General features: G+C 53.0%; 12 protein-coding genes. 5 read left to right on the top strand and 7 right to left on the bottom strand.

The genetic code is table 11. The annotated features are described in order from the left end of the window. Window positions 1-10 precede the first annotated feature (10 nt). Window positions 11-1,060 (bottom strand): HlyD family secretion protein, encoded by a 1,050-nt coding sequence (locus ACFOE0_RS17380; RefSeq protein ID WP_248933862.1) that lies wholly within the window; start codon window positions 1,058-1,060, stop codon window positions 11-13. Window positions 1,061-1,276: 216 nt separating this feature from the next. Between ACFOE0_RS17380 and ACFOE0_RS17375 the strand changes: the two genes are divergently transcribed. Both ACFOE0_RS17375 and ACFOE0_RS17370 read left to right on the top strand, forming a co-directional pair. Further along, window positions 1,277-1,879, top strand: coding sequence for a histidine phosphatase family protein (locus ACFOE0_RS17375; protein WP_248933861.1), 603 nt, complete (start codon window positions 1,277-1,279; stop codon window positions 1,877-1,879). Between the two features lie 372 nt (window positions 1,880-2,251). Further along, window positions 2,252-4,063, top strand: coding sequence for a tectonin domain-containing protein (locus ACFOE0_RS17370; protein WP_248933860.1), 1,812 nt, complete (start codon window positions 2,252-2,254; stop codon window positions 4,061-4,063). Window positions 4,064-4,186: 123 nt separating this feature from the next. Here the strand turns inward: ACFOE0_RS17370 and ACFOE0_RS17365 are convergent, their stop codons facing one another. The 3 genes from ACFOE0_RS17365 to ACFOE0_RS17355 form a co-directional block, all read right to left on the bottom strand. Next, window positions 4,187-5,161, bottom strand: a complete 975-nt coding sequence (locus ACFOE0_RS17365) for a sensor domain-containing diguanylate cyclase (protein WP_248933859.1) — start codon at window positions 5,159-5,161, stop codon at window positions 4,187-4,189. Window positions 5,162-5,481: 320 nt separating this feature from the next. Continuing rightward, entirely contained in the window at window positions 5,482-5,829 is a 348-nt protein-coding gene (locus ACFOE0_RS17360; protein WP_248933858.1) for a DP-EP family protein, read from the bottom strand. 22 nt (window positions 5,830-5,851) lie between these two features. Further along, entirely contained in the window at window positions 5,852-9,097 is a 3,246-nt protein-coding gene (locus ACFOE0_RS17355) for an nSTAND1 domain-containing NTPase (protein ID WP_248933856.1), read from the bottom strand. A 177-nt stretch (window positions 9,098-9,274) separates the two neighbouring features. Between ACFOE0_RS17355 and ACFOE0_RS17350 the strand changes: the two genes are divergently transcribed. Continuing rightward, the gene (locus ACFOE0_RS17350; RefSeq protein WP_248933855.1) at window positions 9,275-9,658 is read left to right on the top strand and encodes a gamma-butyrobetaine hydroxylase-like domain-containing protein; all 384 of its coding nucleotides are present in this window, start codon (window positions 9,275-9,277) and stop codon (window positions 9,656-9,658) included. 4 nt (window positions 9,659-9,662) lie between these two features. Here the strand turns inward: ACFOE0_RS17350 and ACFOE0_RS17345 are convergent, their stop codons facing one another. The 3 genes from ACFOE0_RS17345 to ACFOE0_RS17335 form a co-directional block, all read right to left on the bottom strand. Continuing rightward, the gene (locus ACFOE0_RS17345) at window positions 9,663-10,733 is read right to left on the bottom strand and encodes an MJ1255/VC2487 family glycosyltransferase (protein ID WP_248933853.1); all 1,071 of its coding nucleotides are present in this window, start codon (window positions 10,731-10,733) and stop codon (window positions 9,663-9,665) included. 28 nt (window positions 10,734-10,761) lie between these two features. Further along, on the bottom strand, window positions 10,762-11,304 hold the full coding sequence (locus ACFOE0_RS17340) for a phosphatase PAP2 family protein (protein ID WP_248933852.1): 543 nt from the start codon (window positions 11,302-11,304) through the stop codon (window positions 10,762-10,764). A gap of 79 nt (window positions 11,305-11,383) precedes the next feature. Beyond that, window positions 11,384-11,629, bottom strand: a complete 246-nt coding sequence (locus tag ACFOE0_RS17335) for a uroporphyrinogen decarboxylase (protein WP_248933851.1) — start codon at window positions 11,627-11,629, stop codon at window positions 11,384-11,386. 283 nt (window positions 11,630-11,912) lie between these two features. On the opposite strand from ACFOE0_RS17335, the gene rraA reads away from it, so the two are divergent. Continuing rightward, window positions 11,913-12,398, top strand: coding sequence for a ribonuclease E activity regulator RraA (rraA, locus tag ACFOE0_RS17330; RefSeq protein ID WP_115138337.1), 486 nt, complete (start codon window positions 11,913-11,915; stop codon window positions 12,396-12,398). Window positions 12,399-12,597: 199 nt separating this feature from the next. Beyond that, on the top strand, window positions 12,598-13,605 hold the full coding sequence (locus ACFOE0_RS17325) for a formimidoylglutamase (protein WP_248933850.1): 1,008 nt from the start codon (window positions 12,598-12,600) through the stop codon (window positions 13,603-13,605). The last annotated feature ends 267 nt before the right edge of the window (window positions 13,606-13,872 follow it).

Here is a 13,872-nt window from a genome sequence, read left to right as displayed (position 1 = left end):
CCTCAAGCCATCAGTACAAGTAGCGAAACAGGGCCACCAGCTTTATCCAGCTATGGCTCAGGCCGTCGATAATTGCACCGCCATCTTCCACTACCACGCTGGCACGGGAGCCGGAAAACAGACTGGGATCCTGACCATCAACATGAATGCGTACCCTTACCTTCTGCTGCTCGCGGATCCAACGGTTGTCATTGGTTATGGTCGACAGCTGATTGCCCGGATTACTGGCATCGAAAACCGCTCTGTCCTGACTCAGGATTGCGCCGCTGAACAGCTTCCCCGGAATGGCATCAAAGCTGATCAGTACCCGGGTATCCGGCTTAAGGTGAGTAATGCCTTTTTCATTGAAATCAGCACTCAGCCAATTGCTTTGCTCATTCACCACAAACAGTACCGGGCTACCGGCTTTAACATAACTGCCTGTCTGCAGCTGCAGGTTACTGACGGTACCGGCCGACTGCGCCTTAATTTGAGTTCTGGACAGATCCAGCTGCGCCCTTTCCAACTTGGCACGGGCCAATGCCACAGAGGCAGACTCACCGCTTTGGGTCAGCTCAGCCTGAATACGGCTGACATCAGCCCGGGCAGCCGCCTCACCACTGTCAGCCACCTTGGTGGCAGCCAGCGCATCGTCAAGCTCCTGCTCAGATACCAGGCCCTTTGCCTGCAATGCCTGCACCCGCTTCAGCCGCACATGGCTATTGGCCGCTTCAGTTCGTTTCTGCGCCAACGCCTGCCTGGCGGCCTGCAGCTCCTGCACTCTGGCCGCATTGTCCTCTTTGGCCTTATTCAGCTCAGCCTGCGCCTGCGCAACCGCCAACTGGTAGCTTGTGGCATCTATGCTGAACAGCAACTGCCCTTGCTGAACCGGCTCACCATTATGCACAGCAACCTGTGTCACCACGCCCGACACTTCCGGGGCGATATTGGACACTGACTTATGCAGGGTTGCCTGAGTGGTGAAAGGCGCCAGATTATCCGACATCACCAGAAAAACGGAAAATGTTACAGCCACGGCAATCACAGCCCAAAGCAAAGTTTTATAGATGACTTCTCTCACATTGTTACCCAAGCAACAAAAATAATGAGAGGCATTATATTTATTTTTGTTGCGCAAGCAACAATAAAATCAGGATAGATAGGATCAATCTGCATTAACCAGGAATAAGATCTTGATGAAATTCGGGGCAGCTCACAGCTGATGGTTTGAATTCATTGGATAAAAACGCCACCATCCTGAATCAGGATTTTCCTCACCGAATTGACCGGCACTTAAATGAACAAACAACTCTACATACTGCGCCATGGCCAGACCCGATTTAACGCCGAAGGCAAACTTCAGGGCCACTGTAATTCCCCTCTGACTGAGCTGGGCGAGTCTCAGGCCAGAGCCCTGGGAACTGCGCTGGCAAGGGCCCTGACTCAGGATGGCTGCCCAGTTGATGAGTGGCAGTTAATCGCCAGTCCGCTGGGTCGTGCCGTGCAAACCGCTCAGCTGGTATGTGAGGGTCTGGGGTTGGATAACAGCGCGATTCATACCGATGAGCGAGTGATGGAAGCCAGATTGGGCGATTGGGAGCAACAGGAGATCGCCACCATTATGGCCGCGCACCCGGAACTGGATGGTCGCGGTGACTGGTATCTGCAGGCACCCAATGCCGAGTCTCTGGTGCAGATCCGCAGTCGGCTGCAAAACTGGCTTCAGGATCCGGCGACGCCAGACAAGGTGATACTGGTATCCCACGGTCTGACCGGTGTGGTGCTCAGAGGCATGCTGCAACATCTGGATGATGACGCCCTGTGGCAGCAGGATAAGCCCCAGGATGCCTTTTATCATTTCCGGGAAGGTCAGCTAAACCGGATAAAGGTCTCCTGCTAATCTTCGGAGGCGCACAGCCTCCCCTTCCACATTCCTTCTTCGCCAACAGGTCCGAACAGAGCCAATTCAGGGTGAAAAAAGACTTTTCGCATAATCCTCCCTATCCAGCCAGAATCCCGACACTTTGGTTACAAACCGCGACGCAAACCCAAGATAAAACCTTGCACCTGGGTTTTATTGCAGAGGTTGACGCGAAGGTAAAGATTCCACCTCAAATCGGCTATTTCGATTAATGGCCAGCATTACGTTCGTTTACTTTTTGATCGTATTTATAATACATATAGTTTCCCCGGCGGCAGAATTGCCTGGCAGGGCCGGTATAAAAAGCGGTTGTTAATTACGAAAAGTCACCACTGGTCAAGGGGAGCGACCATGAAACTATATCAAAGCGCTTTGGCTTCATTGCTGTTACTGGCGGGTCTGACCGCTACAGCCGAGGCCGTTATTAAGCCCTATCCCGCCGGGCTAATCATGCGGGGAAAATATGACGGCACCAAGTGTGAAGCGCCAAGGGGCAATATGGCCGCAGGCTACTGTCAGGTTTACTGGAAAGATGTAGAACCGGTCAAAGGCCAATTCAACTGGAGTGTTATCGATAATGCCATTGCTGTTGCCGAAGCCCATAACGCAGCCAAGGGGGTTTCCAATAAGGATGGCTACAAGGTGATGATACGTATCCGTACCGGTGTCTATGCGCCAGACTGGGTAAAGGATGATCCCAATGTGGGAAAAATTACCTGGTACTTTAAAAACACCACGGCCAACCAAACCCATCAGTTGCCATTGTTCTGGAATGATCCCTATCAGGACCACTATCAAGATTTAATGCAAGCTGCAGCCAGCCGTTACGACGACCGTGATGTAGTCGGCGGAGTTGCGGCCTCCATGTGTATGACAGTACACACTGAAATCATGTGGAACCGCACCGGCCGCAAAGAAGTACGCTCGACCAATATGGCCACCATGCGCGGATTGAGCAGCGGTAAACGCTACACCAATGAACGTGATTTCGCCTGCCTGCAACGTCAGGTTCGTATTCACGCCAACACCTGGCACAACACCCCGACCCTGTTCGGTAGTCACCTGTATCAGGTTTATAACTACAACAATGGCGAAAAGAGCAGTGACTATAACAAGACCCGGGATCTGTTCAACTATTGTCGCTCCGGCAGTCAACTGGGTAAACGCTGCGTACTGGGTAACAACAGCCTGCGCCATGATGAAGTCAATAATGACGGCTCGATTAACCAGCTGCTGTATGAAGTTGCACAGGCTGGTGACCCCGTTTATTTCCAGACCAATGTATTCAAAAGCGACACTGGTAACTTCTTTGGTATCAATGAACTCAAAGGAGCCATGAACAATGCTGCAAATTGGGGAGCCATTTCGGTAGAGATCCCCATGTACTGGGACTGCAGCGACTATTTCAATAAGTCCGGATGTACTCAGGCTGTGATAGATCAGCGCCAGAATGAGTTCCATACCTATCAGGCGAGATTGAAGAATAATTTCCGACCTGCCGATGCCACCGACACCAACCGTTATGTGCGCACCCGTCATAACCTGTCCGGTGCGGGTTGGGTGCATAACTCAGGCGCTCTGGATCAGCTCTCATCCACCAGCAGTGGCGAGGTATGGGGTATCTCTTCAGGCAGCAGTATCTGGTATCGCCCAAGTCAGCACAGCAACTGGCAGAGAATCTCAGGAGCTTTGGTACATGTTCAGGTCGCAGGCAAAGGCCGGGTTGTCGGGGTCAATGGCAACGGCAATCTCTACCAGAGAGATAGAGCCAACAACCGCTGGACCGGGCTGGGCAAACCGTCACTGAACAGTGGAGAAAAGCTGATTACAGTGGATACCACAGACGATGGCGTGCTGTGGGCCACCACCAGTAGCAACCGGGTTTTCAAACGCACAGCTTCGGGCAGTTGGTCTCTGGTTAACGGCGGTCTCAAGCAGGTATCTGTCAATGATGATGGCTCAGAGGTTTGGGGCATAGCACCCAACAACACCATCTGGCGCTGGAACGGCTCAGGATGGAGCAATATCAGTGGCGGTCTGAAGCAGATATCAGCCGGAACCCATGGCAATGTCTGGGGAGTCAACGGCAGCAATACTGTGTACTACCGCGATGGTAACCGCTGGCAGTCTCTGGGTGAGATGAAAGCAGTATCAGCCCGATAAGCAAAAAACGCCGCCCGGGGAAAGCCAAAGACTTATCCATCGGGCGGCTGTGGCAACTTTGCATCAACTATTCAGTGGAGCAATAGAGCAGCACCAATCATCTCAGGGCGATGTTCAAATCATTCAGCAACTGCAACTGGTAATTCTGTCACGCCCCTCTTTTTTGGAGCGGTAAAGGGCGGTATCAGCACAGCACAGCATGGCAACAGGCGAAGGAAAGTTCTCGCCGTCTTCCGATGCAATGCCCTGGCTGACGCTCACCATGGTTTCCTCCGGCAATCCATACATGCCGAACTCCAGCGAGCGTACTCTGGCGCGAATACGTTCAGCTACTTCCTGCGCCTGCCATTCCGCACAGCCCGGCAGGATCAGGGCAAACTCTTCTCCGCCATAACGGGCAGCCATCGACTGCTTGTTGGGCAACTCACCGCGGATCACCCGGGCAATCCGCTTTAAACACTTATCTCCCTGAATATGGCCATGCATATCGTTGAAAGACTTAAAATAATCCACATCGATAATGACGGTACACAGAGGCAACTTATCTTCCTTACAACTGTCCCAATGACGCTGCAGCGCTTCATCAAACGCTCGCCGGTTATAAAGAGATGTCAGGGGATCTTTGGCCGCCAGCTCAGACATGCGCGCCAGCTCAGCTTTCAGCTCACTTAAATCCTGCAGTGACAACACAAACAGCTCGCCAATACTGGAAACCGACAAATGCACAGGTAACACACCGCCACAGGCCTGATTAATCACCACCTCTCTGGGGCCGTGTTGCAGGGGCATCAACATCCCCTCCCGGCGCACCAGCATAAACTCGTACTCGGACTTAAAAGGCGTGGTAAGCCAGCTCTGCCAATGTTCATCCAAAAACGATTCGCAGGTGTCGCCCAGCAGCATGGCTGCCGCCAGATTGATACTCAACACTTTGCCTTTACCATCCACCAGCACCTTGGCGTCCTGCATCTGCCCCAACAGTTGAGTCAGTTCATTCTGCAATGGATCTGGTCCCACTCTCAGATGGTTCAATCTGGGGTGAAATGGTGTCACATTGGCTGAGGTTATCTTGTTATATTTGGCGGTTAATACGCTCATCACCGGCTCCCTGTCGGTACACTTTCCCGAATTGGCAAGCCCAGTTTATGACGCCACTATATGTTGAACCTTCCGGCAATCTTGATTTTTAACATACTGTTTCTAAACAAAATAAATTCAACCTCAACAGCAAGACGGAGCCTGTTGTAAGGTTGCTGGCGGATAAAATGAGATGTTGGAAGTGGGGGTTGAAGGAAGAGAGGGGCAGAAAACTGATGGTATCGATGACGATTTGCTCTTATAAGATGACTATTTTCCCTAAATAAAAGTGCCGAAAAAGATCGGCACCAAACAACACACATACAGCTGCAAATCAGACTTTAAGCTGTGGGTTTTTTATCAATCACCACAGGATCCGGGCTGTTTAGCAACAGGCTCTGGCCCTCGATATTAAACAGCAGTCTGAAGCCCGTTTGCCCATTCACCTGGTCGGAGTCATGCAATGTTAAAGTTTCAGGCGTGGCAACGACGGAGTCGATTACCCCATCAAAGGGGTTGGCAAATGAGGCACCGGCAAAGCTTAAGCCTTTACCTGTCTGGTCATCCAGGCTGTAGATAATCTGGGTATTTTCCTCTGTTACTACTACAGTACCTGGCGGGTTATAAGTAAACAGTGGAACGCCAGCCTCATCCAAAGTAACAGTTACAGTAATTTTTTTTAGTGCCATTTTTTCTTCCTTGTTGTTGAAACTACAAATACACAGAGGGCAACTCGCCCTGTCTTGCCAGTCGCTGTTTCAGCGACTCAAGCTTTTGTCCCTCTCCCAAACATTCAAGCGCCTTGATATAGGGCGCCAGCAATCTGGGCTCCATTGATTTATCAATCATGACGGCCAGGCTGGCCTCGACCTCAAAGCAAAGCGCTTGTGACACCTGAGAGAAATGGCTTTGCTCTATGGTAAGCAGGAGCATTTTTGCTGCAGACAAGTCACTGAGCAGACTGGTATCAGCCGATGATTCGACATGCAGCTTGGACAGCAAATCCACCGCTATATGACTTGCTGCCAACGCTTCAGCATCATCGCCACTGAGTAGGTATTGTTTGGCTTTGGCATAACTTAGCAATGCGGCAAGCTTGTCCTGCCTTACCGCAGACAACTGAGTGGTATCTATATTGAGTCGACGCTCTATATCGCTGACAGTATTCAGGTCTTCATGGGGTACCAAGCCATGTAACAGCCGACTGACTTCCAGCAAGGCTAGCTCATAGACCCATAACAAATTGTTCGGATCTTCCTTTAGCACCTCGTATCTGAGTGCAAAAGCTGTATTTAAAGCCAACTTTCCTTTCTGCACTTCACTTTTATAGAAATACAGGTCTGCCAGTTTCTCAAGCAGATAACTGCGGCGATCTTTGATATAGGCGTCCTTATCCCGCTCAAGGGCTGCATCAATCTGCTCGTAAAGCTGTATCCCTGCACTTATCTGCCCCTGATGCACTTTGGACGTCGCCAACCAGGATTGAGTGTTGGCGGTATTGGCCAACAATTGCTCATTATCAGGTTGTAACTGCAACAAGCGCTCTTGAGTCACCAAAGCCGTCTCAAAATTGATTGTGGCTGAGTCGAAATCCATGCGCTTGAGTGCCAGTGAGCCTAAGGAGCTTTGGGCATAGGAAAGCTCCAGCAGCGCGTCAAAATCCTGCGGCGCAGCCGCTACCATAGCCTCGCTGTGGTCAAGATAAGCCTTAAACCAGGGTCGGGTGGCGTCCCAGTCTGAGTTGTCATACTCCAACTGTCCCAACCAAAAGGCGTTAGCCCCCAGGGTTTTAAGTAGTTTCAGATTCTCGGGCTGAACCTGCAACAACACCAGCAACTGCGCCCGTGCGGTCAGCAGCGCCTGCTTGGCCTCATCGGTTTTACCGCGGGAGTAGGCCACCTCGCCTATCGCCTCCAGCGTTTGGCCATGCTGGAAACGGGCGTCGAAACCCACGCCCTCGTCCCAATCCGGGCGGCTGAAATACTCCAGCGCCTTGTTGCTGATGCCATCGAGCAAGTCCATACGGCCAATGCCCCTGAGCTTATCGGCGAAATCCCCCACCATAAAGCCCAGCAGGTTTTCCGCCGCCAGCCGCTTTTCGGTGGCGCGCTGCTCAGCCTGCTGACTCTGAAAGCCCATGTAGGCAGACAGGCAGGTCAACAACAGCAAAGAAGCGGCAATGGCTATTTTGCTCAGCTGCAGTAAACGCTCCCGTCGCTCTGACTCTCTGATATAGGTCAGTTCAGACTCGGTTAATACCAGCAGAGGATCGGCTCGCAACTCCTGAGCCTCCTGCAGCGGTTTACCATGGGGTAATAAGTAGTTACGGGACCGTTTTTCATCCAGCCAGCGGCGGGTATGAACAGAGAGCCTGGCCCGGCTTTTGAGCGCATCCTGATGTTGATTAATCCACTCACTGGCTCTGTGCCAGCGCCGTAACAGGGCTTCATGGGCGATGCGGAAACAACGTTCGCCGTGATACAGGTGAGCCACAAACAAACGGGCGGTCACCAGAGCATCCACCAGACGTCGTTCAGCATCGGTTTGCAGGGCGCTGAACCGGGCGCTGCGACTGGTCAGCGTCTCCTCGTCTTCACGGAAACTGACCAGCAGGGAGAGGACTCTCGGCAGGGCTTCAGCATCCTTTTTAGGGAGTTGACTGATGGTTTGCTCGGCGGTCTGACCTATGGCTCCCTCAAGTCCGCCCAGTGCCTGATAACAACTGACCAGCAGGGTATTACCCTGTTTGCCCAGATACAGGGCTTCCAGAGTGTACTGCAACATAGGCAGTGCATCGGGGTAGTTGGCGGCTTCCTCCACCAGCAGTTCATCCAGAGTCAGGCCCGACTCAGGATCGGTTTGCCACTCTAATCCGGCGGCCCGTGCGGGCAGTCGTATCATACGGGCCAGCTCTGCCCTGGATGCCTGGGCCAAATCAAACTGTGCCCCGCGTGCCCGTCCTTCAGACAGCGTGGGGAAACTCACCAGCTCAGGGTAAAACTCATTGCGACAGGCGCTGAGCACCAGTACCGCGCCAGATCCTGCCAGGGTCTCCAAGAGCTCAATAAAGGCAGTTCTGTCCTGTCGGCTGTGTTCCCGGGAGGTAAGCAGCACTTCCAGCCTGTCCACCACCAACGCCAGTCTGGGCATGTCAGGTCCGACTCGCGGCAGGCGTTTTTTTAGGTCTTTCAGCAGCTCACCGGCATTGTTGCGAAGCTTTTCTGACAGGCTGAAGGCACTTTCGTCGGGGAACAACCCCTCACCCTCCAACTCCCAATCCAACATGGCGCTGGCCACTGCCATAAACAGCATGCCCTGCTCCACATCGGCAAAATCCACTGTGACATGGGACAATACAGCGACGCCGTCTACGCCTTCTGGCAGCGCCAGTCTTGGCAGCACTCCCGCCTGCAGCAATGAGGACTTGCCGCAGCCGCTTGGCCCTAATACCAGACAAAATGCACGGCCATAACGGACCTGGCGCACAATGCGTTCAAGCAGGGCATCCAGCGCCCGCTCGCGACCAAAAAACAGATCTGAATACGCCTGAGAGTAGGCCTGCAGGCCGGGAAAGGGAGATTTTCCTGCCCAGGAAGAGGCTAATTCAGGCTGTGGCGCAGGGCTTTGGGGCAGTTGGATATCCGCGAGGATGCGATAACCTTTGCCGCGAATGGTTTCAATATATGAGGGATTGGATGCGCTGTCTCCGAGAGCACGGCGCAACTGGTTTATCACCTTGTGCAGCGGGTTGTCGCCACTTTCGAAAGCTGGCCAGACACTGTCAAGTAGCTGTTCGGTGGTAACAAGTTCTCCGGGACGGGCGCAGAGCAACAGCAGCACTTCCATCGCCTTGGGCTCGATGGATTTGGCCCGGCCATGTCGCGCTAATTTGTTGGTGGCCGGCAATACCTGCCATTCACCCAAACCAAACTCTACCCTGTCCATTTGATATGCCATCCCTGAATCAAGGCACCTTTATATCCCAGCCCCGCGAAGATGTTAACCTTTTGACAGCAAATGAAACAATTTGAAAAAACCAGGAAGGCTTTCATACTCAGAAACTCAGCCCCTAAAGCAGGACAAGTGGCGCTCAAGAGCTTAAAATCAGCTCATCACTCTGGAATGCGAGCAGTCATGAACACTCATCCCAACGTCACAGCACTGAAACTGAAAAAGAAGTCCCGCCTGCTGGAAATCACCTTCAGCGACGGCAGCCAGCACAGCCTGAGCTGTGAGTTTTTGCGGGTGCACTCCCCGTCCGCCGAGGTCCACGGACACGGCAAGCCCGTACTGGTTACCCATAAGAAAGATGTGAACATCAGGGCTATCGAACCCGTGGGAAACTATGCGGTTAAGCTGATCTTCGATGATGGACATGATACCGGCCTCTACTCCTGGAAAGTGCTGTGGGATCTGGCCAGCAACCAGACCACACTGTGGGAACAATATCTGGCCCGTCTGCGCGCAGAGAAAGGCTCCCGCGAGCCGCTGATCGCCATGAATATCAAGTATTCCTGAGCAACTATCCGGCTATGGCAGCGGCATCCCGGCGGGATCGCCAGCTGTCGGGCAACTCAACTGCCGACCACAGATCACGGCACAGCTCCGCAGAATTATCCCACCTTCCTGCCAACAACCAGTGCACCAGTTTGTCTGCCACACAGGGGTAATTAATGGGCTGGGGACACAACTGCTTCAGCCAGCGTTCAAGGGTGACAGGGTCGAGACTCATCATGGTCTCAGCCGCTCCCAATAACTCCAACGCCGCCACATTGGACAGCTGCTCAAACTGACCGATAACCGGCTTAACCAGCAGCTTCTTTCCTAATGTCAGCGCTTCGCTGGCCAGTTCAAATCCGGCATTACCTATCACACCACCGCAGTTTGCCAGTTGCGCCTTAAAACCATCCCGATCAAACCCGCGCCACTCGATATGTGGAGGCAATGCGTCCGGCTTTATGCCTGCGTGATACACCTTAAAGCTGTAGTCACTGTGAGGTGCCAGCAGGGCGGCAATAGACTCGGGAGACTCAAAAGGCAGATACACCAGAATATGATGGGGGAACTCCTGCTGCACGGGGCTGACTTCAACAAAAGGCGGCAGAATGGGAAAGCCAAAGTGATGCCAGTGACAACCCAGTGCAACGTCTACCGGGGCAAAGTAGTTCAACAGCTTTTCGTTAAGCCAGGTATCGCCGACTTTGGGCACGGGATACTTAAGGGCAGCCTGATGACTTATCCCCACAGACGGCACGCCCTGTTGACGGGCCGCCCAGGCGGAAACCGGCTCGAAATCGTTGAGCACCAGATCATAGCCTGGCAGATCCAGCGAGTTGATCTCCCGCCACCATCCCAGGTTCAGGTTTTTCAATACCGTCTTGCCCGGCGAGATGGCGCCGCTGCAGGTGACAAATGTCAGCCCTCTGGCAACCCGGTAGTCGCCGAACGCCTGCATATCAAAAAACTGATCCGCCGCACGACCGCTGAACAGGTAGTCGACCTCAACGCCCTGCCTGGCCAGCGCATCAGCCATCACTCTGGCGCGGCTCAGGTGTCCATTGCCTGTGCCCTGCACTCCATACAGTATTTTCATTGGCTCAATCCCCTCTTTCTTCCCCGAATCACGCCACCAGCAAGGTTGCCGGGACCAATCCAAATGCGCCGATCCCCAAAGCAGCACCGGCCAGAATATCCAATGGGTAATGCACCCCCAAACCTATGCGGGAGAGGCCAACCATCGCCGCCCAGGCAAAGGCCAGTGGCGCAAAGACAGGGTAAACCGCCAATATCGCACTGGCGTATACACAGGCGCCCGCGGTATGACCGGATGGCAGACTGAATCTGTCTGAGGGTTCAAAATCGATTTTCAGCCCCAGCGCCTGATGGCATGGACGGGTTCGGCGTATGCTGTTTTTGAGCAGCCAATAAAGGGGGAGTTCAATGACAAATCCGGCGGCCAACAGCAGAAAGAACTGCTGACCTTTTTCGCTCAGCCCGAGCAGGGCCAATGCCGTCACCAGATAAACCGGGCCATCAGCGGTCGCTGATAATCGTCTGAGCCAACGCAGACTGTTATAACGGTGAAACCAGCCAACTATGGTGCAATAGAGACGCTTGTCCTGTTCACTTAACAGCCTTGCCGGAGCCAGGAATAATAGCCGCACTTGCGTGCCTCCAGTCAGATTGATTCTGACTCAGGCTATGTTTGAGGCATGACGCGAACGTGACAGTTTGCCTACAGATTTATGAAACCGCAGAGTGGTCCCGGGCCGCCCGGGCACGGTAAATCTTAATCAGGTGGTAGATATTGATGCAGGCGACAAAGGCATTCATCCCCGCCACCGGCCAGGCGGTGATGGCAACGCCATAAATGACAAACAGAGAACAGCCAATAAAGTTAAGCCAGCGCAGCCAGATAATATCTTTCATCATGAGTGAAATGGCCACCATGACTGATGCAGCATAACCAGTAATTTCTACGGTATCCATTTGGCCTCCGGCAAAGTTCGGCATTCGATGGCAGTCTAACAAAGGGATGATTAAAAATCCCCCGCATGTCGGGTTTGCCATCGGATAATATGCTGTCATGATGAGGATTTGTCGCCGGCTGGCAGATAAAACCTGACAAATCAGTCTGCTGAAAGCTTGTGTGACAAGCCGCACAAAATTGCGGCAATACCGTGATTGATGACGCTTTAATTTTTAAGATTCCCTTATATACTGCGATAAGTAGCCATGCCCAATATCAGGGTGCGTCAAACAGGAGTGCTATATGGAATACAACACCTCAGAACTTTGTGACATGTTCCTGGATGTGGTCGATGTCGTCGAGCCGATGTTCAGCAACTATGGTGGTTGTAGCTCTTTTGGTGGTGCTATCAGCACCGTGAAATGCTTTGAAGACAACGGTGTGATTGCCGATGTGCTCTCTGAAGACGGCGAAGGCCGGGTATTGTTGGTTGACGGTGGCGGTTCGCTGCGTCGCGCACTGCTGGATGCCAATCTGGCAGAGACAGCAGTAGCCAATAACTGGGAAGGTATTCTGGTTTATGGCTGTGTGCGTGATGTCGATGCCCTGGAAGAGTTTGATATTGGTATTCAGGCTATCGCCTCAATTCCAGTAGGCGCTGACAATAACGGCGTTGGTGAAGTTGATGTACCGGTGAATTTCGGTGGCGTGACCTTCCTGCCCGGTGACCATGTCTACGCCGACAACACAGGCGTTATCCTGTCGCCTGAGCCCCTGGATATTGAATAAAGAGCGATTGAATAACGGGCCTCAGCCACGCGATACACCACCGGAAGGGAGCCATTGGCTCCCTTTTTGTTTGCGCTATTTTTCTCAATTTACACGCAGCACAATGAAAGCTGGGTAATGAACCCGCTCACGGCTTGTAATCCCCCGTCACCACAGTGAAAATAGCGGCCATCGCCAAAATTTATATGGACTGGCCCAAATGGATGCACTGACACTTTTCCCCAAGGAACAGCTTGATTCCCTGATCTCCCCAAGGCCGGGAGAAACCAAACTGGGCCAATGCTTTGCCCTGCTCGACAGCTTTACCCCACAGGCACTCAACCAGGCCAAAGCCAATGGTGCCCGCTATGCCTTACTGGGTGTCAGTGAAGATGTAGGCCCCCGGGCCAATCTGGGTCAGGGTGGCGCCGACCACAGCTTTACTCCTGCCATCAAAGCCTTTGCCAACCTGCAGTCCAACCGTTTTTTCGACGGTGAACAGTGCCTGTTGGTCGGTCATATCAGTTTAAGCCACCCTCAAATTGAGGACGAACTGGACGCACTGCGCCTGGCAGTCGCACTGCTGGACGATGCCGTGACTCAGACTGTCACTATGCTGCTCGCTGCCGGACTGGTACCTGTGGTGATTGGTGGTGGTCATAACAATGCCTATGGCTTGCTGCGGGCGACCTCTGAGCATCATGGTAAAGGTGTGGCAGCGGTGAATCTGGATCCCCACTGCGATTTCCGCCCTTTGGAAGGCCGTCACAGTGGCAATGGCTTCAGCTATGCCGCCGTTCAGGGATATCTGGCTCAGTATCATATTCTGGGACTGCATGAACAGAAGAACAGCGAAGCCAGTCTGCAACAGCTTGAAGCTTTTGGGGGCAGCTGGCACAGCTTTCAGGATATCTGGGTACGCCGCACGATTTCGCTGGAAAACGCGCTGACGCAGATCATTGAGGCCAATAATAAGCAGCCTGTGGGGCTGGAGCTGGATCTGGATGCCATCAGTGAGTTGCCCTCCAGCGCCATCACTTTTGCCGGTGTGCCTCTGACAGATGCCTGCCACTATGTTTCCTCCCTGACAACCCACTGCCCCTGCGCTTATCTGCATCTTGCAGAAGCGGCACCGGCAAGGCATCCCGCCGGTATCGAAGCGGGCAAAAGAGTCACGGGTCAGGCTATTGCCGAGCTGCTGCTGGCTTATATGAGCGGCAAACCCTAGTTTTCATTGGCTTGCCGCAATAAACCTCAAGTTGAAAGATGACGTATGTTACGTATCGCTAAATCTTACAGCTTGGTTATAATGCGGCATGCCTTGCCAAACCCGTGTGCTGTGTCAGGTTTTTCCAGCAAATATGACTCTGCGCGCCGAATTGGTGAGCAAAGGCAGTGATGCCGACATAACAGGAAAGTTAATTACCAACTCGATCACAGAGTGGGGCGTCAAAGTTACCCGGTATATCCCCTTTGACATACACTCGCTGTACAT

This window comes from Shewanella submarina, from assembly GCF_042646185.1.
Classification (GTDB): domain Bacteria; phylum Pseudomonadota; class Gammaproteobacteria; order Enterobacterales; family Shewanellaceae; genus Shewanella; species Shewanella corallii.
This window is presented reverse-complemented; position numbering and strand designations above follow the sequence as displayed.

What these genes read in the sequence shown, in the direction of transcription:
- ACFOE0_RS17375 (WP_248933861.1), top strand. Translation starts at nt 1,277, where the DNA reads ATGAACAAACAACTCTACATACTGCGCCATGGCCAGACCCGATTTAAC.
- ACFOE0_RS17365 (WP_248933859.1), bottom strand. Translation starts at nt 5,161, where the DNA reads ATGAGCGTATTAACCGCCAAATATAACAAGATAACCTCAGCCAATGTG.
- ACFOE0_RS17350 (WP_248933855.1), top strand. Translation starts at nt 9,275, where the DNA reads ATGAACACTCATCCCAACGTCACAGCACTGAAACTGAAAAAGAAGTCC.
- ACFOE0_RS17345 (WP_248933853.1), bottom strand. Translation starts at nt 10,733, where the DNA reads ATGAAAATACTGTATGGAGTGCAGGGCACAGGCAATGGACACCTGAGC.
- ACFOE0_RS17325 (WP_248933850.1), top strand. Translation starts at nt 12,598, where the DNA reads ATGGATGCACTGACACTTTTCCCCAAGGAACAGCTTGATTCCCTGATC.
- ACFOE0_RS17360 (WP_248933858.1), bottom strand. Translation starts at nt 5,829, where the DNA reads ATGGCACTAAAAAAAATTACTGTAACTGTTACTTTGGATGAGGCTGGC.
- ACFOE0_RS17355 (WP_248933856.1), bottom strand. Translation starts at nt 9,097, where the DNA reads ATGGCATATCAAATGGACAGGGTAGAGTTTGGTTTGGGTGAATGGCAG.
- ACFOE0_RS17335 (WP_248933851.1), bottom strand. Translation starts at nt 11,629, where the DNA reads ATGGATACCGTAGAAATTACTGGTTATGCTGCATCAGTCATGGTGGCC.
- rraA (WP_115138337.1), top strand. Translation starts at nt 11,913, where the DNA reads ATGGAATACAACACCTCAGAACTTTGTGACATGTTCCTGGATGTGGTC.
- ACFOE0_RS17370 (WP_248933860.1), top strand. Translation starts at nt 2,252, where the DNA reads ATGAAACTATATCAAAGCGCTTTGGCTTCATTGCTGTTACTGGCGGGT.